The 20,041-nt window shown below is 67.9% G+C and carries 21 protein-coding genes and 1 pseudogene; 6 read left to right on the top strand and 16 right to left on the bottom strand.

The features are described from left to right. Positions 1 to 370 precede the first annotated feature (370 nt). The 7 genes from ICC28_RS25340 to ICC28_RS25370 all read right to left on the bottom strand — a co-directional run bounded on the left by ICC28_RS25340 (position 371) and on the right by ICC28_RS25370 (position 7,610). Positions 371 to 1,888 (bottom strand): ATP-binding protein, encoded by a 1,518-nt coding sequence (locus tag ICC28_RS25340; protein ID WP_188291012.1) that lies wholly within the window; start codon positions 1,886 to 1,888, stop codon positions 371 to 373. A gap of 20 nt (positions 1,889 to 1,908) precedes the next feature. After that, positions 1,909 to 2,364, bottom strand: coding sequence for a DUF6238 family protein (locus ICC28_RS25345; protein WP_188291013.1), 456 nt, complete (start codon positions 2,362 to 2,364; stop codon positions 1,909 to 1,911). A gap of 43 nt (positions 2,365 to 2,407) precedes the next feature. Beyond that, entirely contained in the window at positions 2,408 to 3,877 is a 1,470-nt protein-coding gene (locus tag ICC28_RS25350) for an SCO6880 family protein (RefSeq protein WP_188291014.1), read from the bottom strand. Between the two features lie 104 nt (positions 3,878 to 3,981). Next, positions 3,982 to 5,364 (bottom strand): ATP-binding protein, encoded by a 1,383-nt coding sequence (locus ICC28_RS25355; protein ID WP_188291015.1) that lies wholly within the window; start codon positions 5,362 to 5,364, stop codon positions 3,982 to 3,984. 30 nt (positions 5,365 to 5,394) lie between these two features. Further along, positions 5,395 to 6,006: a hypothetical protein gene (locus ICC28_RS25360; RefSeq protein WP_188291016.1), complete on the bottom strand. Its 612-nt coding sequence runs from the start codon at positions 6,004 to 6,006 to the stop codon at positions 5,395 to 5,397. A 75-nt stretch (positions 6,007 to 6,081) separates the two neighbouring features. Then, positions 6,082 to 6,381, bottom strand: coding sequence for a DUF6112 family protein (locus tag ICC28_RS25365; protein ID WP_188291196.1), 300 nt, complete (start codon positions 6,379 to 6,381; stop codon positions 6,082 to 6,084). Between the two features lie 86 nt (positions 6,382 to 6,467). After that, complete coding sequence (locus ICC28_RS25370; RefSeq protein WP_188291017.1) at positions 6,468 to 7,610, bottom strand: C40 family peptidase; 1,143 nt, start codon at positions 7,608 to 7,610, stop codon at positions 6,468 to 6,470. 627 nt (positions 7,611 to 8,237) lie between these two features. On the opposite strand from ICC28_RS25370, the gene ICC28_RS25375 reads away from it, so the two are divergent. Next, on the top strand, positions 8,238 to 8,987 hold the full coding sequence (locus ICC28_RS25375; RefSeq protein ID WP_188291018.1) for a DNA-methyltransferase: 750 nt from the start codon (positions 8,238 to 8,240) through the stop codon (positions 8,985 to 8,987). Positions 8,988 to 9,081: 94 nt separating this feature from the next. On the opposite strand, the gene ICC28_RS25380 is transcribed toward ICC28_RS25375, so the two are convergent. The 5 genes from ICC28_RS25380 to ICC28_RS25400 form a co-directional block, all read right to left on the bottom strand. Then, positions 9,082 to 9,999 (bottom strand): endonuclease NucS domain-containing protein, encoded by a 918-nt coding sequence (locus ICC28_RS25380; RefSeq protein ID WP_188291019.1) that lies wholly within the window; start codon positions 9,997 to 9,999, stop codon positions 9,082 to 9,084. A 197-nt stretch (positions 10,000 to 10,196) separates the two neighbouring features. Then, positions 10,197 to 10,379: a DUF397 domain-containing protein gene (locus tag ICC28_RS25385; protein ID WP_188291020.1), complete on the bottom strand. Its 183-nt coding sequence runs from the start codon at positions 10,377 to 10,379 to the stop codon at positions 10,197 to 10,199. A gap of 9 nt (positions 10,380 to 10,388) precedes the next feature. Beyond that, a complete protein-coding gene (locus tag ICC28_RS25390) occupies positions 10,389 to 11,243 on the bottom strand; it encodes a helix-turn-helix domain-containing protein (protein ID WP_188291021.1) in 855 nt (284 codons plus the stop codon). A 7-nt stretch (positions 11,244 to 11,250) separates the two neighbouring features. Next, a complete protein-coding gene (locus ICC28_RS25395; RefSeq protein ID WP_188291022.1) occupies positions 11,251 to 11,775 on the bottom strand; it encodes a DUF6879 family protein in 525 nt (174 codons plus the stop codon). After that, a complete protein-coding gene (locus ICC28_RS25400; RefSeq protein WP_188291023.1) occupies positions 11,735 to 12,154 on the bottom strand; it encodes a hypothetical protein in 420 nt (139 codons plus the stop codon). Before ICC28_RS25400 ends, ICC28_RS25395 begins: the two co-directional genes overlap by 41 nt. A 203-nt stretch (positions 12,155 to 12,357) precedes the next feature. On the opposite strand from ICC28_RS25400, the gene ICC28_RS25405 reads away from it, so the two are divergent. The 4 genes from ICC28_RS25405 to ICC28_RS25420 all read left to right on the top strand — a co-directional run bounded on the left by ICC28_RS25405 (position 12,358) and on the right by ICC28_RS25420 (position 15,748). Beyond that, positions 12,358 to 12,702: a hypothetical protein gene (locus tag ICC28_RS25405; protein WP_223189452.1), complete on the top strand. Its 345-nt coding sequence runs from the start codon at positions 12,358 to 12,360 to the stop codon at positions 12,700 to 12,702. An 804-nt stretch (positions 12,703 to 13,506) separates the two neighbouring features. Beyond that, positions 13,507 to 14,631: a radical SAM protein gene (locus ICC28_RS25410; protein ID WP_188291025.1), complete on the top strand. Its 1,125-nt coding sequence runs from the start codon at positions 13,507 to 13,509 to the stop codon at positions 14,629 to 14,631. Then, positions 14,628 to 14,795, top strand: a complete 168-nt coding sequence (locus ICC28_RS25415; protein ID WP_188291026.1) for a hypothetical protein — start codon at positions 14,628 to 14,630, stop codon at positions 14,793 to 14,795. Before ICC28_RS25410 ends, ICC28_RS25415 begins: the two co-directional genes overlap by 4 nt. Positions 14,796 to 14,878: 83 nt before the next feature. Further along, positions 14,879 to 15,748 (top strand): GNAT family N-acetyltransferase, encoded by an 870-nt coding sequence (locus ICC28_RS25420; protein ID WP_188291027.1) that lies wholly within the window; start codon positions 14,879 to 14,881, stop codon positions 15,746 to 15,748. Positions 15,749 to 16,099: 351 nt separating this feature from the next. Here the strand turns inward: ICC28_RS25420 and ICC28_RS25425 are convergent, their stop codons facing one another. Together ICC28_RS25425 and ICC28_RS25430 are read right to left on the bottom strand one after the other, a co-directional pair. After that, entirely contained in the window at positions 16,100 to 17,245 is a 1,146-nt protein-coding gene (locus ICC28_RS25425) for a tyrosine-type recombinase/integrase (RefSeq protein WP_223189454.1), read from the bottom strand. Positions 17,246 to 17,451: 206 nt separating this feature from the next. Next, a complete protein-coding gene (locus tag ICC28_RS25430; RefSeq protein WP_188291028.1) occupies positions 17,452 to 17,937 on the bottom strand; it encodes a hypothetical protein in 486 nt (161 codons plus the stop codon). Positions 17,938 to 18,072: 135 nt separating this feature from the next. Here ICC28_RS25430 and ICC28_RS25435 point away from each other — a divergent pair, with 135 nt between their 5' ends. Continuing rightward, positions 18,073 to 18,699, top strand: coding sequence for a TetR/AcrR family transcriptional regulator (locus tag ICC28_RS25435; protein WP_188291029.1), 627 nt, complete (start codon positions 18,073 to 18,075; stop codon positions 18,697 to 18,699). Between the two features lie 15 nt (positions 18,700 to 18,714). On the opposite strand, the gene ICC28_RS40765 is transcribed toward ICC28_RS25435, so the two are convergent. After that, the gene (locus ICC28_RS40765) at positions 18,715 to 18,975 is read right to left on the bottom strand and encodes a hypothetical protein (protein ID WP_317454105.1); all 261 of its coding nucleotides are present in this window, start codon (positions 18,973 to 18,975) and stop codon (positions 18,715 to 18,717) included. Between the two features lie 73 nt (positions 18,976 to 19,048). After that, positions 19,049 to 20,041 (bottom strand): annotated as a pseudogene (locus ICC28_RS25440) (amidohydrolase family protein); the annotation flags it as partial.

A 20,041-nucleotide genomic window follows, 5' to 3' on the forward strand; every position in this document is an offset into this window, starting at 1 on the left:
GCTAGTTGCTCTGCCGGCCGCAGTGGTGCCCTGGTGTTCTGCGGCCGGTGCGGCGAAATCGGGCGCAGGAGAGTCGACTTCGCATGTCATCGGCGGCCGTTCAGCCATGGCGGAGATTTGATTCGTTGGGCGGCGGAGCCTGGCGGGTGTCGAGGCGCCGGGATTGGTCATGGGCACTGAACGGGCCTGTGGCAGGGGATATGGCCGTGAGAGGTGTTGACTGCCGTGGCGCGGAGGTAGCTCTGGACGAGGCGATGCATCGCGCGGCGGATCTTGTACTGCTGAGACATGAAGGGGACTTCCTAGGAACGCTCGGGGCGGGAAGAGGCGGGGGCCGGGACGTGGCGCCGGCCCCGAATGGTGGGATTGATCAAGGACGAGTGATTGCGCCCATTCGTGCATCCGTGTCGAACAGCTCACGCTCCCGTGGGTGCAGAAGATGTTGAGTAATGAATGATCGGCCCGCCACCTTCCACAGGTCGCGACCCTTGGTGAGCGCGGAGACGGCCTGGGTCTCGACGCCGGTGAGCCCCAACAGGGCTGCTGTGGAGGCGAGTTGGTCGGGTTCCTGGCGGTAGATGATCCGTGTGGAGCAGTCGGTGAGTAGGCCCTCGGCCAGGGCCCGGCCGCGGGAGCCGGCGTCACCGGCGGCCAGCAGGTCGCTGAGGCGGTGGATGACCATGAGGTTCGCGATGCCCAGGCCGCGGGAGAGCTTCCACTGGCTTTGCATTCGCTCCAGCAGCGCGACGTGCCGCATGACGCGCCAGGCCTCGTCGTAGATCACCCAGCGCCGTCCTCCGGCGGGGGCGGCGAGTGCGGACTCCATCCAGGCGGAGGCGCAGGTCATGGCCAGGACGAGCGCGGTGTCGTCGCCCGCTCCGCCGGGGCGGGACAGGTCGATGGACAGCATTGGCGCGCTCGGGTCGAAGGCCACGGTGCTCGGCGCGTCGAACATGCCGGCCAGGTCGCCGTGCACGAGTCGGCGCAGGGCGTGGGCGAGGTCCTCGGCGGCATGTCCGAGGCGGCCGGACAGCTCGCCGAGCGCGGCGTCGAGCCGCGCGGGGCAGCCGAGGACGTAGGCGACCTCGCCCAGCAGCGGGGTGGTGCCGTTGGCCTCGGCGTGGGCGACGACCTGGTCGAGCGCTACGTCAAGGGCGGTGTGTTCCATGGGATGCAGTTCGCGCCCAAGGACCGTCTTCGCGAGCGAGCCGAGCAGCAGCAGGCGCCGCTTGCGGACCTCGCTCGTCCAGTCTTCCTCGCTGACGCCGTACGGGCGGGCGGGCGCGTCCAGGGGGTTCAGGCGTCCTGGCAGCCCGGGGCCGAGCGCGATGGTCTGCCCGCCCAGCTCATGGGCGACGACGGTCCACTCGCCCTTCGGGTCGCACGGTACGTAGATCCGGTAGCCGAAGGCCACGGCGCGCACCGCGAGGGACTTGGCCAGGGCGGACTTGCCCATGCCGATGATCCCGGCCAGCAGGATGTTGGGGTTGGTGAAGGCGTCGAGGCGCCCGTACAGAGCGAACGGGTCGTAAGTGAACGCCGCTTCGGCGTGGACGTCACGGCCGATGTAGATGCCCTGCGCGCCAAGACCGCCCTCCGCGAGAAAGGGGTAGGCCCCCGATGCGATGGCTGTGGTCATCCGGTGGGCGGGGAGTTTGAGACGGCCGCCGCGGGCCGAGGCCGGACCGGGTCGGCCAGCGGCCGGGTAGGTGGCCCGCAGCTCGGGGTCGAGACCGGGCGCGGTCGGGCGGGCTTCGGGACGGGCGGCGTGCCGGGCCTGGTCGCGGGCGGCGGCGAACTGATGACGGGCGGCGCGCGCCGTACGGCGGTCGCTCTTGCGCGGGACGAACAGCGGGCTGGCGCTGGCGCGGGTAGTCCGAGAGGCCATGGGGATGGTGCTCCTGATGGTCAGTGGGGGGTGAGGCCGGTGAAGGGGTCGCGCAGATCGGCCGGGGTGTGGTCACGGCGGACGCGGGTGGCGGTGGCCAGGTGGCGCCGGCACACGGTGAGTTCGGGCACTCTCTCGGGCCGCCGGGCCCGGCACGCCTCCCGGGTGGGGAGGCAGCCGGTGCCGGGGTGCGGGGCGGCGTGGAAGGCGGCGTGGAGGTGCTCGGCTGCCTGCCACAGCCGGATCCGGCACGCCCGCAGATGGTCTCCCTCCGCCCTGGCCACCGGGGTGGTGCGGGCGGTGTGGGCGTCGAGCAACCCGTACAGCGCGACGACATGGGCGTGCAGGGAGTCGAGTTCGGCACGGCCGGCGGCGATGGGGGCGACCGGCATGTTGATCGCCTGGTGGAAGTCGAGCGCGGCGGTGGCGAACGGGACGAAGTCCGGAGCCAGTTCGGGCAGGGGCTCGGTCGGCATGGGGGTGCCCTTCGGTAGAGCGCGAGAGGATGGTGCGGGTGCGCTACGGGCGGGCGAGGGGCAGGGCGGAGTTGGTGAAGGCCTCGGCCTGCTGCCAAGTCAGGAGGCGCAGGTCGATGAGGGCGGCGACGGCGGCGGTCTCGATCGCGGCGCAGGCGGCGTTTAGCTGCTCGTCGGTGTCGGCGCTCACGGTGAGTAGGCCGGTGAGGGCGACGTCGGCGTGTCCGGCGATCAGCTGGCGCTCGCGCTGCTTGATGTCGGCGTATTCGACCGAGTCCTCCTCGGAGTCGACCTGCCCCTTGCGCTGCCGCTCGGCGGCGTCCGCGATCACGGTGGCCTTGCGGCGCTGAACGTCCTTGAGCGCGGAGTCCAGGCCCTTGGGCTCGTAGGTGAGCGACAGCGTGCGGCGTACGCCGGAGGTGAACAGGAGCTGGTGCAGGAAGCCGGGTGAGGTTTCGATGCGGGGCCAGTTCTCGACCCAGAACGTGGCGTGGTGGGCCGAGTCGGTCTGGATCCGGTCGGCCTTCTCGACCAGGACGACGGGGCCAGCGGCAGCGGGCTCGGCCTGCGCGCGGCCCGAGGCCGACCTCTGGTCCAAAGCGGCTGACGCCTTCGGGTCGTACGCCGTACGGATCACGGCGGCGATCTCGGATGCGTCCAGCCAGCCGCTGGGCGCCAGCCCGGAGTTGCGGGCGGCCTGATCGAAGGTGGCCGCGAGCTGGGCCAGGACGGCGAAGCCACCGGTGAGTCCGCCGCCGGCCTGGTTGATCAGACGCCGGGCAGCCTTGAGGCCGAGGGCGAGCGCGACGTAGGCCTCATGCGGGGCCGCGGCCGGGCCGGCGTCGGCCAGCAGGTCGCGGTAGATGGGGCCAGCGAGGTGCGTCTGGGCGTTGCCGTGCTCGTGCCAGTAGCGGTTGAGCGCGTCGCCGGAGTCGGGCACCGTGCGCTCCAGGACCTGGACACGGGCGATGTGCCCGGTGCGCGCGAGAGCCGCCAGCGTGCGCCCCCAGCCCGCCACGTTGCTGGCCTGGGTGGCCGGGTCGAGCAGAGCGAAGGCACGCGAGGAGACCTTGACGACCGCGGTGAGCGTGCCGTGGTGCGGATCGTGCACGGCACCGAAGCGGCCGTGCGGGGCGGTGACCATCCGCAGGGATGCCGCCGTGCCCGGGAGATGCAGCAGGCCCTCGCGGCGCGGACGGGTGGACGGCCGGGCGAGCCAGACCAGCTGGCCCCGGAAGCGACGCAGCGCGTACCCCACGGCGACGGGCGCCCAATCGGCGAGGGACCGTCCGCGATGGCGGACGAACACCGCAGCCAGAATGACCACCCACAGCGGGATCAGCTTGAGCGCCCCGGGGACGCCGGAGGTCAGCAGTACCGCGAGCAGCAGCAGCCCGGCGAGGGTGACGACGATCAGCTGAGGAGCCGACAGGCCGAGCAGTACGCCGCGCCGCGAGCGATGCGGAAACTTCACGGTGGCCGGACCGTCGGGCTGAGAGGTGTCGGAAAGCATGGCGAAGCCGTCCTTGGAACGTGGAGAGCAAGAAGAAGGAGGGGGAGGAGACGGGGCGGGCGGTGCCGGAGGCGACCGGTGCCGCCCGCCCCGTCAGGCGAGGTCTACGACCCCGATCCACCCGGCGGCTCGGGGTAGACCCACCGCTGCGGCGTGGCACCGCCCTGCGGAGACGGTCCGCTCCCCGGCCCGGGACGCCGGGGTGCCGGCGGATCCAGGTGCGTGATGCGCGGCGGCGCCACCGCAGCGCCCTGGGGCGTCGGCCCTGTCGAGACCGGCGTCGCGTCGGCCGCCGCCCCCTCGCCGGGACGCTGGATCAACGCCTGCCCGCGGTCACCGTCGGTCGGAGGCCGCCGGATCAGAGCCCGGCCCTTGTCACCCGTCGCGTTCGGGTCCTCACCGAATCGGAAGTGGGTCTGCTTCGGCTGGTCGCCGTCGGCGGAACCGCCGGTCGGGTCGATGCCGGAGGCGACACCGCCCCAGCCCTGGCCCGGAACCTTCGCAGGACCCTGCGGAGCCCGCATGCCCGTACCGGCCTGCATCGCCAGCTGGCCCGCGGTCTTCGCCGCACCGGCAGCCACCGCGACACCGGCGACGCCCGTACGGTGCAGGTCGTCCTGGCCGCCGCCGTCGGCCGCCCAGTGCACGAACTTGTACGTGGCGTAGGGGCACAGCATCACCAGGACCATGACGACGATACCCGCCATGGCGTCGGACAGGGCGGCGAGTCCGTCGGAGGCGTCGCTCTTGCCCATGGCCGAGACGCCCAGCAGGAACACGATCGTCATCAGCAGCTTGCTGACGATCAGAGTCGCGGTCGCCTCGATCCACCCGCGCCGCCAGCGTCGCGCGACTTCCCAGCCACCGCCCGCGCCGGCGAACACCGCCAGCGTCACCAGGACCAGAATGCCGACCTTCCGGGCGACCATCACCGCCCAGTACAGGAACGCGCCGATGGCGCACCCGAGGCCGACCATGGCTGGGATGGTCCAGCCCAACGCGTACATCGGGCCCAGGTTGTTGACCTCGATGATGCGACGGATGGCGTCGTCGACCGAAGTGTTCGCCGCCTTGAACAGCCCGGCGGTCAGCGCGTCGACGACGGTCAGCGCGACGGTTGTGCAGGCGATCGCAGCGAACGCGAACAGGACGCCCGCCACCGTCCCAGTCACCGCCTGCGCGAGGGCGCGCTCGTCACGCCGCCAGGCGGCCCGCATCAGCTGCAGACAGAACGTGCCGACGGTCAGGACGAGACCGATGGGCAGCAGCAGCTCGTAGTTGTCGCGGAACCACTCGGCGTTGAGATCGACGGCCGTGGTCTTGTCGACCGCCGTCGAGGCCAGGTCCGCGGCGGACTGGGCCAGCTCGCCCATCGACTTGGCGATCCAGGCACCGATGCCATCGGTGATCGCCTCGCCGGTCGAACCGACGACCCCGCCGACGGTGTCGCACACCGCGCTCATCAGGGGAAGGTCACAAGCCCCCATGGGGGCACCTCCTTTCGGGAATCGGGGGTGTCAGGGCGCGACGTTCGGCAGCACGCCGACCAGGGCACAGGCCTCATCGGGGCGGCACTGGACGGCGAGCGTGGTGGAGCGGGACTCGGCCCCGGACCCGGAGCCCTTCCAAGCGATGGACTGCTTGCCGGTGACCGTGACGGCGTAGACGTACGCCTCGGTGATCGCACCGGGGTCCTCGGCCAGGGCGGTCTTGAACGCCTGCGGGAAGTGGCCCTCGCCGACCTTGGCGGTCGCGCGCTGCTGGTTGTCGTGCATCCGCGACCACAGCACCGGGCTGGGAATCTGGTCGGAGACGGAGCCCCAGTCGGCGTACTTCTTCTCGCCGGTCATCCACCGCTTAAGGCCGGCGACGTGCTCGGCACGCGAAAAGGACCGGGTGTCGTACGTCCACAGGACCTTGGTGGCCGCCTTGGCGAAGACGATCGGATCGCTCGTCCTGGGCGGCGCTGCGACAGCCTCGCCCTCATCGGCGGTCGCCTCCGGCGAAGCGGCCGGCGGCGTGGATGTCGGGCTCGGGGAGGGCTGCGCGGAGGCGAGGCTCTCCGCACGGGTCAGATACGCGACGAGACCGGCGACGGCCAGCAGCACGACGAGCACGAGGCCGCCCATCAGGGCACGTCGCAGGACCGAGGAGGGCGCCCCCGTAGGTGCGCTCCTGGGCGGCGAGGGAATGTTTCTTCGGCATCAGTGGACCTGCGTTCCCATTGCCGAGAAGAACGCGACGATGCCGTTGGCCGCGCCGAGCAGCAGCGCGCACCCGGCGGCGATGACCGTGCCCTTCTTCCCGTTCGCCTCGGCCTGGTGACCGCCGCTGTGGTGACCCCACGCCCAGACCATGGCGGAGATGGCCAGGGCGCCGACCACCGCGATGATCCCGAAGAGGTTGATCGAGGAGACGACGTTCTTCAGCACGCTGAGGCCGGGGAGACCGCCCTCCTTCGGTGTGATGCCGGGGCTGTACGCCAGATACTGGGCGTGCTGCATGAGCTTCACTTGGAACTCCAGTGCGATTTTGGGCGCGCGAGGGCCCGAGAGGAGATGGAGCGAGGGGAGGGGGAGAAAGGGGCCGGTCAGACGACCCGGCGGGCGGCGACGATGTCTGCGCGCCAGTCGGCGAGGGTCGAGATCTTGACCACGTCGCCGGTCTTGGGGGCCTGCAGAATCAAGCCCTGGCCAATGAACATCCCGACGTGTTCGGGTGCCGCGGCCGTGCCGCGGGTGAACAGGAGGTCCCCCGGCTTGAGGGCGTCGACGCTGACTGCCTTGCCCTCCTTGACCTGCGTGTACGTGGTTCGGGAGATCGAGACACCGCCGGCCTTGTACGACGCCTGCATCAGAGACGAGCAGTCCCACCGGCCCATCGGGTCCCGGCCGTGCGGATCTGAGCAGTTGCCGCCCCACTGATACGGCGTACCGAGCTGACCAAGACCCCAACGGATCGCTGTACGCACCGACTTGGGCGCGCTGGCCGGGACCTCGTAGCCCTCGGGTATGGAGCCCGCGGGAGTCGGGCCGAAGGAGGCCCCGTCCCCGCCGGTGCCGCACGCGGCAGCCGCCGAGGAGGACGTCTGCTCGGCCACACTGCCGGTGTCGCCGCCCTTGCCGGAACCTTCGTCCTGGCCGCGCGACTTGGCGATGCCCTTCTGCAGGGCCGTGGCCAGCGGCTCCCACTTCGCGTACGCGTCGGGATAGCCGCTCTTCTGAACCGCCTGTGCGGCCTGGGCGACGGTCATCGACTGCCAGCCCGAGACCTTGAGTAGGCCCTCGTAGAACTTCGTCGAGGCGTGCACCGGATCGCGAACCTCGGCAGCCGTACCCCAACCCTGGCTGGGGCGCTGCTGGAAGAGGCCGAGCGAATCGCGATCCCCGTAATCCAGGTTCCGCAGCCCCGACTCCTGCAGCGCCGTGGCCAGGGCAACGATCTGCCCCCGGACCGGCACGTTCATCGCGATGCCAGTGGCCTGGATCGTCTCGGCGTTCGCTATCTGCTCCACGGGTTGAGAAAGCCCCGAAACAGACACGGACCCCTTGCCGTCGCCCTTGAGGATGGACTTCACCAGCTTCGCGACCTCCGCACTGTCCACAGCCCGTGTGCCGTCCGCGGAACAGGCGGCCTGAGCACTGCTGGAACCTGCGAGAGCGGCAGCGAACGGCGCTATCAACAACGTCGGGCCGAGCGCCACGGCCCCTGCTATGGCGATGGCCTTCTTCACGGACGCGGGCTGCACATGGAACGGCGGGACAGGGAATCTGAGCCCGGGGAGGGGCGCGCCTGGGCATGCTGCATCGGCAGCCTCTTTCTCGTAGGCAGCGCGGCGCAGGCGTTCTCGTCGAAAAGGCCACCGGCACCGCGCTGGTTAATTCGCAATCCTTGAGGGGAGGCAGGGAAACCAGGGCCGGGAGCTGCTAACTTCCGGCCGCTGGCCCCTTACTGGAAAGCGGCAGCCAGCCGCGCTCGTAATCTCACTCGCCACATGGGAAGTCCCCTTCGCTGATCAGGAAGGCAGTCGGTGGGGTGTCAGGCGCGCTGTCCTTTGGACGGAACGGCACGCGTCGACACAGCTCAGCAGGGCCGGAACCAGGTCCCGTCCTGCGAACACGGCGAGACTGTAGGGACGGAATCCGGCCGCACCAAACGGCCCGTAATTCGGGCGGTTTCGGGGCGCTGAGCTGAGATCTGCCTCATTGGGTGCGGCCGGAATTCGGAGTTAACCTCCAGCGCATTGCTCGCCACGGCGGTTGCCCTCGCAGTTCCGCGGAGCGACCCACGCCGACGTGCGCAGCCCTCCGCGAGCGGAGAAACAGGCGCATGACCGCCCCCTGAAAGAGAGAACCGTGCAATGCCGTACACCCTTCACCGAGGCGACGCGCTGACCGCCCTCGCGGGCATCCCCGACACCAGCGTCGATGCCGTCATCACCGACCCGCCCTACAACAGCGGTGGCCGAACAAGCAGCGAGCGCACAGGCCGCTCAGCGCGCGCGAAGTACACCTCGGCGGATGCCGAGCACGACCTCGCCAACTTCCCCGGCGAGAACCGAGACCAGCGCTCGTACGGCTTCTGGCTCACCCTCCTGCTCACCGAGTCCTATCGCGCGACCGTCGAGTCCGGCACCGCGCTTGTCTTCACAGACTGGCGGCAGTTGCCGACGACGACGGACGCGCTCCAGGCTGCCGACTGGACCTGGCGGGGGATCGCCTCGTGGCACAAGCCGGTCTCCCGGCCACAGAAGGGCCGACTCAAGCAGTCCTGCGAGTACATCGTGTGGGGCACCAAGGGGCCGGTGGATCCCAACCGTAACCCCGTCTATCTGCCAGGCCTTTATACGGCGAGCCAGCCCCAGAAGGGCCGCGTGCACATCACTCAAAAACCCGTGGAAGTGATGCAGGAGCTGGTGAAGATCTGCCCGCCAGGAGGAACGGTCCTCGACCCATTCGCAGGCTCCGGTTCTACAGGAGTCGCCGCCCTGCGGGAGGGACGAGAGTTCATAGGTATTGAACTCTCCGAGCACTATGCTGGCATCGCTGAGGAGCGCCTGCGGGCTGCCCTGACGCAAGATGACTTCGAACCCGCTGGGCCCGAGGAGTGAGAGCGAGAGGCTCCGGCGCCGGGGCGGGGGCACAGAAGAGGGCGGTTGCATCACCGTAAACCGGCTATGCAACCGCCCTTGTGCGTGAGGGGAGTCAGGATGCCTCGACGCTCTGTTGGATCAGGGCAACTGACCGTGCGAGGTCCGCACGCGATCCGATCCGTAGCTCCACGCCGTCCCGGATACCGAGACATCCCAGCCCCCGAATGTCTCGCGAGAAACCGTCGTGCAGTTCGACCGAGTCCGGATTCAGTCTCAGGTTCACCACAAGCACTCGGTTGCGCGGCTGAACGCGTACGGTGGCAACGTTCTTGATCCGTCGGTACGCGATGTAGTGGACCTGGGTCTCCTTCTGCACGTCGCTGTGGGACAGAAGCACTTCGTCCAGATCCCGGCAGAGGTCCCTCAGATCCTGCGGCGCCTCGTCGAGGTACTGCTGAACCGACTTGGGAGCAGGCGAGCCCGAAGATCGAGGGGCGTCGAGCATCGTCCGCCCTGAAGAAGGGGCGACGCCGGCCTTCGCGGCAACGAGCTGCAGCGTGAGGACGTCGTCGAAGATTCGGTACGTTACCAGGTCGATCCTGCGACCGATCATCTCGATCGCCACGATGTCATGGCGCGTGAAGGCCCCGGCGACGCAGACGATCCGGGGATTGGACCAGTCGATCTCGGCAGCGGCCTCAGCGCCGATTTTGTTCTTGACCACACTCTCGAACTCATGGTGGTGGTCATGGAGCCACGACAGATAGGAGAGCCCCTGGTTGATGACGTTCTGGTCGCGGGAGCGCTTGTACTCCACGATGACCGGTGTCCCGCTCTCGTCCAAGCCGAGGGAGTCGATCCGGCCACTGTGACGACCGGTGCGGTACTCGGTCACAAGGAAGCGGATGCCGAGCATGGCCTCCATGTTGGCTTCGATCAGCGCCTGCAGTTCGCGTTCGACCCCCACGGACGCCCCGGATATCTCTGTGGCTCGCCCGCCTCGCAGCCTGAAGACCTTCAGGTTGCTCATGTCTCTCCCCAACTCCACCTTGATCACTGAGTACGGACAATCGCGGTGAAGAGCGGGTTATTCCCCGGACTCCGATTCAGCCGTACGGGCTGAGCCGGTCAAGGTTGAACCTTCGACGCCGTGGGATCGAGTGGCAGCAGCCGGGCCGGCTACTCCCGCTGCCGACAAGACGTGAACGGTAGGTGTGGCCGTCTTTGCTATCTGTCCTTGGCGAACTCGACGAAGACGGCCCACGCTGCGGGCTGGATGGCCAGGATTCCGCGGCTGCGGGCCTTGGTGTCCCGGACCATCACCAATTCCGGTTTGTTGTCGGCCACTTCCACACAGTTCTCCGTGCCCGTGTAGGAGCTGGTACGCCAATTCGGGGTCGCAGGGGACATGGTGCTCTCCTAGTCGTTCGGCATCTGATCAAAATGTCGGGTAGCGGTGAGGACGAGGTCACGGAGGGCGGTGCCGTAGACCGCGGACTGCTTCAACAGGGCGAAGGCCTTGGCATACAGGTCGATCTCTCGTGGCTGGGTGACGGAGAACTCCGCCGAGTAGGTCTCCACCAGAACGAGCTTGTCGTCGAACATGGAGAAGCCGTGACCGAGCCAGATCTCGGTGGCTGCGGCACGGGGGACGATGCCGAGGCTCACGCGGGGCAGTCCCATCAGGGCCAGGAGGCGGTCGAGTTGAGCCTTCATGACCTCTGGCCCGCCTACGTTGGAGTACAGGGCCTGTTCGCCGAGGAGCACGTTGTAGATCCGGTTGCCCTCGTAGAGGTACCGCTGCCGTTCGAGACGCTTGCCGACGGCGACCTCGGTGTCGTTGGGATACTCCAGGAAACTGACGGCCTGCTGGAAGATCTCGGCGGCGTAGTCCGCCGTCTGGAAGGTCCCCCAGATCATGTTGGGGTGCCAGATGCGGAACACCTTGGTCTTGGCATAGACGGGCAGGGACTTCTTCTGCCTGGTCTCGGCGCCCGTCTGGACCTGCCGGCGCCACTCAAGCCACAGCTCGTCGATGTGGCGGACTGTGGCGATCAGGTCGTCGATGTGTTGCTCGTGCCGGGTCGCCGTGCACCAGGCCCTGATGTCCTGCTCGCTGGCGTTCTGCTTACCGTGCTCAAGGCGAGAGACCTTGGACTCTTGCCAGTTGAGGGCGCGCGCCAGGGCCCGGCCGCTGGTGAATCCGGCATCCTTCCGGAAGCCGCGCAGCCGGGCACCCAGTGCCTCGCGCGTTTCTTGTGCTTGGTTGCTCACGGATGGTTCAGGGCTTGTACTCGCGGTGCGGGATGGCCAGGTCCCACAGCAGATCTCGGACGCGGACGCACTCAGCAACGGCCTTGGCGGCCTCGACCAGCTCGGAGCCGAGCACGCGGCCGTCGGTGTCGAGGTGCCCCACGGCCAGGAGGCGACCGTCGAACAACCACCAGTCGTTGCCGCCGACGGGGAAGACCAGTTCGTCGGGAAGCCGGTGACGCGGCAGCCATCGGATCTCCTCGCCGGCCTCCTCGTTGTGGGGAGTAGCGGCGTACTCCCACTGGATGTAGGGAGAGTGGGGCTCGGTCACAACGCGCACGCGACGGACGGTCTTGCCCTCTCCGGTGACACGCTTGATGAGCTGCGCCCACGGCTCCATGTACGAGTAGTCGACCGGCGCTCCCCGAAGCCAGCACTCAAACGGCCCGTCCTCATCCGGGACCGAGTAGTCGTCCCTCAGCTCCAGATGGAAGGCGTCCTTCGTGAAGGTCTCAAAGAGCCGGTTGCGCTTGGCGCTGGAGATCAACTCCACGCGGTTCCTCCAGTAGGGCGGTGATCGAGGCCTTCGGGACCTCGACCACGGTCTCGTAGTCCGGAATCTCCATCTGGGACAACGCCTCGGGGTCAGTGACCTCCAGGCCCTGGACGACGTACGTGCCGCCGGGCGTGAGGACCATGACCGGGTCCTCGATCCGCCTGAACTCGCCGGCTGTCAGTCCGTCCTCCTTCAGGAACTCGAACAGCTCCGTCGGTACTTCGACTGCCGTCTGCCCCTCGCGAATGTCGAGTTGCATCAGCAGGTCGTTAGCGAAGGTCTTCCAGCCTTGGACGAGGTACGTATCCCGGTCCGTGGCGTACAGGGTCGGGCAGTCTCCCACGGTGGAGTTCTTACCAAGGAACCGTAGCTGCATGGCGCTCTCCTGTCTGCTGCCTTGCGCTGATTTGCGTGACACCTCGATGGTCGAGAGCCTGTTCGGGGTCGTCAATCGACTTGCTGCAAACTCGCGCAATCTTCTTGGGAGTTGAAAGACGGTAGTCCTACGGTCGTTCTCGAACCTGAGCAACCAAGGAAGCCGCGCCATGCGGCACCGAGGGGAGATGCGTGGTGGCTACCGTGACCAACGAACCCGAGGCTTCAACCGTCGACGCGGAGTCGATCGCGGACAGCACCGACGCCGCCCTTCGGATGCAGCTCGGGACCTCGACCCGCGAGGACATCAATGCCCGAACGGCCGTCGTCATCAAGCATTTGAACCACCTTCTCGCCCAGGATCTCGGCGCCGACGGGGATCCCGAGGTCAGGGACCTGTTCAGACAGGCCTACCGGCTACTGGAGCTGACGGGCCGCCCGACGAAGGAAACCGCGGCCTTAAACGCCTTCTTCTATATGCGCGACGTGGCCAACGTGGCCCGGCGTCTGCTGTGGATCTACACCGAGCCGAGCCACCATGCGACCTGATCACCCCATGCTGCTTCACCGTTCGTCCGGGCTCAGCAGCACTAACGGTAAGCCCCAGCCAGGCTTCTGGTGCGAGTGGCGTCACACCGACGGAGAGCGGATCCGGTCTGCATCGCAGCCAACTCCGGAGTCGGCCGTGCGATGGGCCCGCCTCACTATCCGCATCATCGCCTCGGCCGTCGGGCCGTTACCCCATTGACCGTCTGGTCGACCGGAGCGATCCCTTGTGGGAAGACGCCGTGTCGGCCCTTCAGAAGGGCACGGACTTCACGCTGCCGCTGGTGGCGGAGCCGTTCTCCTTTGCATGGCACGCCCGCCCTGCGCTGTTCGTAGCTGTCGTCGGCGGCAAGCCGCTGCCACACCGAACAACCGGGGGCATGCCATGGGGCTGAGACCAGAGGAATTGTGGGGGCGCTTCGACTGGCAGGACGGCAGCTGCTTCAAGTGCGAGCAGACCGGTGTCCCGGTAGCAGAAGTCGGCGACATCGCGGTGGCCGACGTGGTCTTCCCGCTCGTCGCCTGCCAGCGGTGTGTGTTCCGGCTCGAACAGCTCCACTGGACGATGAGTGAACGAGCCGTCCGTCGCCGAGGCGCCGTCACATCCGGGGATGAGTTGCGTCCCCCCTGGCCAGTGGTCGTCTCCAATGCCGTTCCCGAGACCGCCCGCCCATGTCGCGTAGAGGACGGCCAGGCCCTGAAGCGGCCATATGCCCCCGCCCCTGCTGCTCGAACTGGAGGTTCCCCCACCTCAGAAGGACAGGTCGCAGCAGGGGCGGGATCCAGTCTCAAGAGAAGAGGTAAAGGATGCACCGGCTGATCGTTAGCCCGTTCCTGGACGGCTACCTGGCTGTTCGTCCGGGGAGTACCGTGTGCGTGCGCCTGCCAGCCTCGCATTACGAGGACCTACGGCAATATGCCCGAGTCGACGACCGCGTGCCCGATTGGCTGGCGGCCACCGCGACCGAAGCCTGGGACCTCGACCTGGACGGCCAGAGCTGCCAGGAGGCACTCCTGGTGCGCGAACCGACCGAGCTCGCCTTCGCCCGGGCGAGTTGGGAGATCAATCTCTACTGCAACTTCGGTTGCAAGCACTGCTACCTCGGCGAACGCCCCCTCGCCGGCCTGGGGTGGGACGACAAGGTCAAGCTGATCGACATCTTCCGCGACTCCGGGGTTCTCTGGCTCCAGATCACGGGCGGGGAACCGACAGTCGATCCCGACTTCGAGGGCGTCTACCGGTACGCGTACCGCCAGGGCATGATGCTCACGGTCTTGACGAACGCCTCGCGCCTGTGGAAACCCGAGCTGCTGCGGCTGTTCCGGGACTGCCCGCCATACCGCGTCGTTGTCACCATGTACGGCGCCACGGAGGACTCCTTCGACGAGCTCACCCAGCGCAAGGGTGCCTGGAAGAACTTCCGAAAGGGCATGGCTGCAGCCCGCAATGCCGACCTGCCCCTGCGAGTGTCCGTCGTAGTCACAGAGGACAATGCCCACGAGGTCGACGCTATGGCGGCCCTGGTTGAGAGCTGGGGCCTCGACTACCACGTCTACACCAACATGCAGCCGACCTTCTCCGGCACGGGCGAGCCGCTGCTTGTCCAATCCACCGAGCACCTGCGTAAGCGCCCGGTCTTCCAGGGCTGCAACGCGGGCGTGACCTTCTTCCACGCTGACCCGCACGCCAGGGTCTCGATCTGGATCGGACGCGATGACCAGATCGACCTCATGGCTGAAGGCATCGATGGCCTTCGCCGACTCGGAGCGATCTCCGATCGGCTCATGCTTCGCACCGGTGGCTGTCCGGGCTGCTCGCTCTCCGGTACCTGCCGGGTGTGCCGACCGCTCGCCAAGCTCTACCAGGAGGCGAAGGCACCACTGAACACCTACTGCCAGCACGGAGACACCAAGGAGATGGTGCCCTCATGAGTCCTGTTCCCGTCGAGATCCTGACCCGCCGTCCGCCGGCCATTCGCCCGGTCCTTGCCACCGGCCTCGTTGCCACTACCGCCGTTGTCATCGAGGTCGACGCCGACGCCCTGATGGAGGGCAGCGCCTGCTCGTGCGCAGCCGGCGACGACAACCCGAACTGACCCCCTTCGGTCACCTGCCCTCAGGCCCTGGCGCATCCGCGTCGGGGTCTGAGACCTGAGCACGAGATGAGTACCCTGAAGCAATGCGATTCCGCTGGGACTGGCTACGTCCAGTGGTGCTGGCGCCCTACGTGCCGACGATCGGGCCGGTCCATCCGTCCGTACTGACCGAGGATCTGTTCACGGACACCCTGACCGCGGCTTCCACCGATCGGTGGTTCCTTCGCTACGACAAGGACATCCGTTGGTCCGACAGCAAGGCCGAAACCGTCCTCGTCGAGAGCATTGTCCATCGGCCCGGCGAGACGTTGATCCCCGCGCTGTCCCGGCGAGGTGCTGGCATGATCAAGGTCCACCTTTACGGCATCGAACCAAGCAGCGTGCTCGCCGCCACCGAACTCGCACAGAAGCTGGCCGCCGACCACGGTGCCAGCAAGTTGCGCATCGTACGGTTCCTCGGTCCCGAGTCTCCGAGCGGCCGCGGTACGCGCATCCAACTGAAGGACTTCAGGACGACCCTCTGCATCCCTCCGGACGGCCCAGTGCGCTCCAACGATGAATGGCCAGCGGGCGTACGAGATACCTTCGCCGACTTCGCCGAACAGATGGCATCCGACGGCTTCGTCTTCCTCTCTGGGCAGATGCGGGCCGGAACGGTCGGCCCAGTCCTGACCGCCGTCTCGGACAGCAGAGTGGCCGGCGCTATCGGCCCAATGGAGATCCGTCGCGACGCGATTGGCACCCCGCAACTGATGCCGCAGTACTTCGGTGTCCTCCCAGAGCACCGCGGTGAAGGCCTGGGAAGGCTGATGTGGCGGGCGGCTATGCACTGGGGCCAGACCAATGGGGCGGCATATCAGCTCCTCCAAACGGAGGTCGGTGGCCCGTCGGATCGCCTCTGTCGGTCCGAAGGACTGACCTCGCTCGGTTTCATCCACTGGCAGTCCGCTTGAACTTACTGCTGTGCAACCGAGCCCCGGGCGTCGCCGACCGGGCCCGGTCATCGTCGGTGGAGATCCGAGCGTGACGCGGCCGCTTTCGTTGGGTGCGGCCGGAAAAGTTGTGTATACCTCCCGTGAGTGTGACGAGGAGGAATGGATGGATCGCCAGTACGTGGGGGTCGCTGATGCGGCCACATATCTCGACATGACCGAGCGTTGGATGTATCGAAGAGTCCCAACGGCATGGCATCCCCAGGTACTACTTCGGCGGTAAGTTGAAGTTCAAGATCGTAGATCTTGACCGATGGGCACAGCAGCAGAGGGTTGCGTAAAGGGCCGGGCGAAAGCCCGGCCCTTTCGTGTTCACAGGCCGTCGTTGAGGATCCGAGCGGCTCGGCCGATCGACGCCGGCATGAGGTGGCGGTAGATCTTGAAGGTCATGTTGATGTTCTTGTGCCCCATCCACTCCGCCACGTCCGTGATGGGTATGCCCCTGGAGAGACAGTTGGACGCGAAGTAATGGCGCAGAGAGTAGGTCGTCAGCTTCCTCGTGATGCCGGCCCTCTTCTTCGCAATGTTCCACTGGTATTCGAGCGTGGTGTGTGCCCAATGGGCGGACCGCTGGGTCCGGAGAAGGTACCCGTCCGCAGACACGCCGTGGTCCTTCTCGTACCGCAGGAGTGACTCGCGCACCGTCCAGGGCATCGGAGTTTCGCGAAATTCTCCCGGCTTGCGATGCTTGAGGCGTGACCGCTCGCGCGTCTTTCCCTCGATCTGTTCGGTGATTCGGTAGACGTCGTCCGCGACCATCCGTTCCGTGTTGGCTGCGTAGGCTTCTCCATTGCGGAGACCACAACCGGACATCAGGTCGATGATGACGACGAGGCCGTCGTTGGCGACCGCCTTGAGGGCATGGATCTCGTCCAGCGCCGGAATGGTGATCTTCCGAGGGATGTACTCGGGCGGTATCACTCCGTCGAAAGGGTCCTCGGTGATGCCTCCCCGGCGACGCGCGTCGAGAAGGATCTTCTTGAGCGTGTCGAAGGAGTTCTGCTGCGCGGCCAGGCCGACGGAACGTTCCTCCATCGACATGATGAAGTCTTCGACGACGGTCGACGCGAAGGTATTTATCCGGCGGGATTCCAGAACCGGAAGAATATGGCTGTTCAGGACCTGATTGACCGTGCGGACACTGCCGGAAGCGTAGTGTCGCTGTCGGGTGAGCCACGTGGAGGCGTACGGCCCGAAGCGTTGCTTTCCGATCTCGCGTTTGAGGTCCGCCTGCTGACGCGGGGTGTTGCTCTTCTCGTTGTAGACCTTGGTGAGCCTCTCGATCGCAGATTGCTGCGTCGAATACCCCGTCTCCTCGCGCTGGCGGCCTGTTGCATCGCGGTAGCGAATGGCGTAAGGGTGGGGGCATCGGGTCTGGCGGGAACAGGCGCAGACCTTGAAGCAACTGCCCATCCCACGGGTGAGTTGGGTCGCCAACGTGCACGTCTCCTGACTCATGCTGGGAGTTTGCTGACCAACGAGCCCTCAGCATGGTCCTGACCTGCGGCCGCACCAAATTACGAGACGTTGATGAGCATCCTCATGGGTACCTCCGGTGTGGCTGTCGGATCGGCGGAGCAGTCGGCGGTGGTCGACGGGAACGCTGCTGTCGGCAGTATCGACCTTGCGGCACCGAAGGTCACGTGCGGGCGCAGGAACGCTGATCAGCGGGGTGGGAAGGGGACCAGTGCGAGGTCCCACTGGTCAGCCGCGTGACGCAGTGCCGCGGCGTCCGTCCTGATCTCCACGGCGAACTGGTAGACGTCGGCTCCGTCGTCCCCCCGCTGCCACGGGGGTGCCGCCTCCAGCGAGAGATGAACGCGAATCACCGCGGCCCCGCCCGCGCTTCGGTCGGCGAGGCTGAACGCCACGACCGGTTCGACGAACCACGTGTCCGGCGACAGCACGCCGTCGGCATCGGCTTCGGTCACGGCCACCGTGCCCGCGGCCACCGCGCGCAGCCACGCGGACACCCGGCGAGCCTCATGGGTGAGCAAACACGGATCGGCGAAGGACCAGCTTCCCCCGGGGGTTGTCACCCTGCCCTCGACGACCAGCCAGTTGTCGTCGTACGAGTCGCCCCGGACCGTGGCGAACTGATACCGCACAGGGCGGAGACCGACGCTGCCGTCGAGATCCTTCAGGAGCACCGGGCCAGGATGTCATATACCGGCTACGGCGTTGTTGTTATGGTGCGGGCCGAGGAGGTGGGACGTTCCGTGGCAGCACCTGGTTCTGCGCGAGGGGGCGCGGCATCGGCTCGGCGTTCTCCGGGGCGGCCCCCGGTGCCGTTGGAGCGCATCGTCGCCACGGCGCTCCGGATCGTCGACGAGGAGGGCGCGGACGCCCTCTCGATGCGGACGCTGGCCCAGCGTCTGGGCTCGGGCACGGCGACGCTGTACCGGCACTTCGACAACCGGGCGGCGCTGGTCGCTCATGTCGTGGACCGCATGTTCGGCGTCGTGGAGCCGAACGGCGACGAGCTCCTCGCGATGGGCTGGCAGCGGGCGCTGCGGACGGTCGCGCACACCATGTTCGACGCCCTGGCCCGGCACCGGAACGCGGCGCGGCTGATGGGCGAGGGGATTCCTCTGGGGCCGAACGCGATGGCGCTGCGGGAGCGCTGTGTCGCGGTGTTGCTCCACGGTGGTTTCCCGCCGCGGGTGGCCGCGTATGCGTACGCGACCCTGGCCCGCTACGTCCTCGGGTTCGCCGTGCAGGCCGACGGGCACGGCGGTGCGGGACAGGCCGACGACGCGCAGCCGGCGGCCGTCTTCGGGAGTCTGGACGCGGATCTCTTCCCGGCCACCGTCACGGTGGCCGGGGCGATGCCGGTTCCGATCGAGGACGAGTTCTCCTTCGGCCTCGAACTCCTTCTCAGCGGGCTCGCCCACCTGCGCGACGAGGGCTGACCGGGCGATCCGGTCTCAGGCGGGGGAGCCGGCGGGCCGGACGCTGCGCAGCAGCCGTGCCCCGGACTCCTGGAGCTGTTCCTTCACCCTGTCGAGGCCGGTGGTGAGCAGCGCGTGATCGCGTTTGCGCCAGATGCCGGCGACCATCACGGCCTCGATGTCGGCGATGTCGGCGTGCAGGACCGTGGCGACCGGGTCGTGCGCCGGCCACAGGTTGAGTGCCCGGGCGTCGACGGCGAGCAGGTCGGCCTGCATGCCCACCTCGATCCGGCCCACCCGGTCGGCCAGTCCCAGTGCCCTCGCCCCCCCCGACCGTGGCCCAGGAAAGTGCCTGTCTGGCGGTGACCGAGGGCGAGTCGGCGTACAGGCCGGTCGTCCGCCGGTGCCGGTCGTGGTCCAGGCCGCGCTGATGGGCCAGGGCGATCCGGGCGGCGGTGAGGAGCTTGCCGGGTACGGCGGTGTCGGTGTCGGTGCCCAGGGAGGGCGCCGAGTCCAGACGCAGCAGGGACCCGGTGACGGGTGCGCCGTGTCCCTGGCCCAGTTCGTTCTCCGGGGTGGTGGTGAAGGTGGCGCCCGCTTCGACGAGCGTCGCGATCCAGTCGTCGGGCAGGCCGGAACCGTGCACGACGTTGGTCAGGGGGCCGAACAGTCCGGCGGAGCGCACGGCTTGCCAGCCGGGTGCGGGCTCCCCGCCGCTCTGGTGCATCGAGACGAGGAGACCGCGTTCTGCGCCGGCTCGGAAATCGGCCACCGCGGTGTCGGGCGAGGAGTACTGCGGTCCCTGGAGCGCCATGCCCAGGGTGAGGAGGCCATGGCCGCGGACGGGGCCGTCGAGCAGCCGGTCGATCTCGGCGAGCGGGTGCGGTGTGTCCGGAGAGCGGTAGGGCGTGCCGTGCAGGAACACGGCGCGGATACCGGCCTCGACCAGTCCCTCGACGGCCGCGTCGGCGTGTTCGGGCGACAGGGCGTTGTGGCACCAGTCGCCGAGGGTGGTGGTGCCGCAGTTGAGCTGGTTCAGTGCGCCGGCGAGAGTGCCGATGCGCATGTCGGCCGGGGTGTAGTGGCCGACGCACTCGCCGTGGAGGTGGGTGAGGTACTCCATCAGCGTCCAGTCGGCGCCCACCGAGCGCAGGGCGGTCTGCCAGGTGTGCAGGTGGGCGTTGACCAGGCCGGGGATGACGATACGACCGGAGAGGTCGACGGCTTCGGCGTCGGGTGCCTCGATGTTCTCGTGGACGGCGGCGATGCGGTCGCCGTCGACGAGGATGTCGAGGCGCTCGGCGTCGGGCCGGTCCGCCGCCATGGTGACGACCTGCGCCCCGCGCAGCAGTACGCGGCTCAT

Source organism: Streptomyces sp. TRM68416 (assembly GCF_014596915.1).
Lineage (GTDB): Bacteria > Actinomycetota > Actinomycetes > Streptomycetales > Streptomycetaceae > Streptomyces.

What these genes read in the sequence shown, in the direction of transcription:
- ICC28_RS25365 (WP_188291196.1), bottom strand. Translation starts at nt 6,381, where the DNA reads ATGCAGCACGCCCAGTATCTGGCGTACAGCCCCGGCATCACACCGAAG.
- ICC28_RS25345 (WP_188291013.1), bottom strand. Translation starts at nt 2,364, where the DNA reads ATGCCGACCGAGCCCCTGCCCGAACTGGCTCCGGACTTCGTCCCGTTC.
- ICC28_RS25375 (WP_188291018.1), top strand. Translation starts at nt 8,238, where the DNA reads ATGCCGTACACCCTTCACCGAGGCGACGCGCTGACCGCCCTCGCGGGC.
- ICC28_RS25420 (WP_188291027.1), top strand. Translation starts at nt 14,879, where the DNA reads ATGCGATTCCGCTGGGACTGGCTACGTCCAGTGGTGCTGGCGCCCTAC.
- ICC28_RS25350 (WP_188291014.1), bottom strand. Translation starts at nt 3,877, where the DNA reads ATGCTTTCCGACACCTCTCAGCCCGACGGTCCGGCCACCGTGAAGTTT.
- ICC28_RS25355 (WP_188291015.1), bottom strand. Translation starts at nt 5,364, where the DNA reads ATGGGGGCTTGTGACCTTCCCCTGATGAGCGCGGTGTGCGACACCGTC.
- ICC28_RS25415 (WP_188291026.1), top strand. Translation starts at nt 14,628, where the DNA reads ATGAGTCCTGTTCCCGTCGAGATCCTGACCCGCCGTCCGCCGGCCATT.
- ICC28_RS25425 (WP_223189454.1), bottom strand. Translation starts at nt 17,245, where the DNA reads ATGAGTCAGGAGACGTGCACGTTGGCGACCCAACTCACCCGTGGGATG.
- ICC28_RS25385 (WP_188291020.1), bottom strand. Translation starts at nt 10,379, where the DNA reads ATGTCCCCTGCGACCCCGAATTGGCGTACCAGCTCCTACACGGGCACG.
- ICC28_RS25360 (WP_188291016.1), bottom strand. Translation starts at nt 6,006, where the DNA reads ATGGGCGGCCTCGTGCTCGTCGTGCTGCTGGCCGTCGCCGGTCTCGTC.
- ICC28_RS25400 (WP_188291023.1), bottom strand. Translation starts at nt 12,154, where the DNA reads ATGCAGCTACGGTTCCTTGGTAAGAACTCCACCGTGGGAGACTGCCCG.
- ICC28_RS25340 (WP_188291012.1), bottom strand. Translation starts at nt 1,888, where the DNA reads ATGGCCTCTCGGACTACCCGCGCCAGCGCCAGCCCGCTGTTCGTCCCG.
- ICC28_RS25380 (WP_188291019.1), bottom strand. Translation starts at nt 9,999, where the DNA reads ATGAGCAACCTGAAGGTCTTCAGGCTGCGAGGCGGGCGAGCCACAGAG.
- ICC28_RS25410 (WP_188291025.1), top strand. Translation starts at nt 13,507, where the DNA reads ATGCACCGGCTGATCGTTAGCCCGTTCCTGGACGGCTACCTGGCTGTT.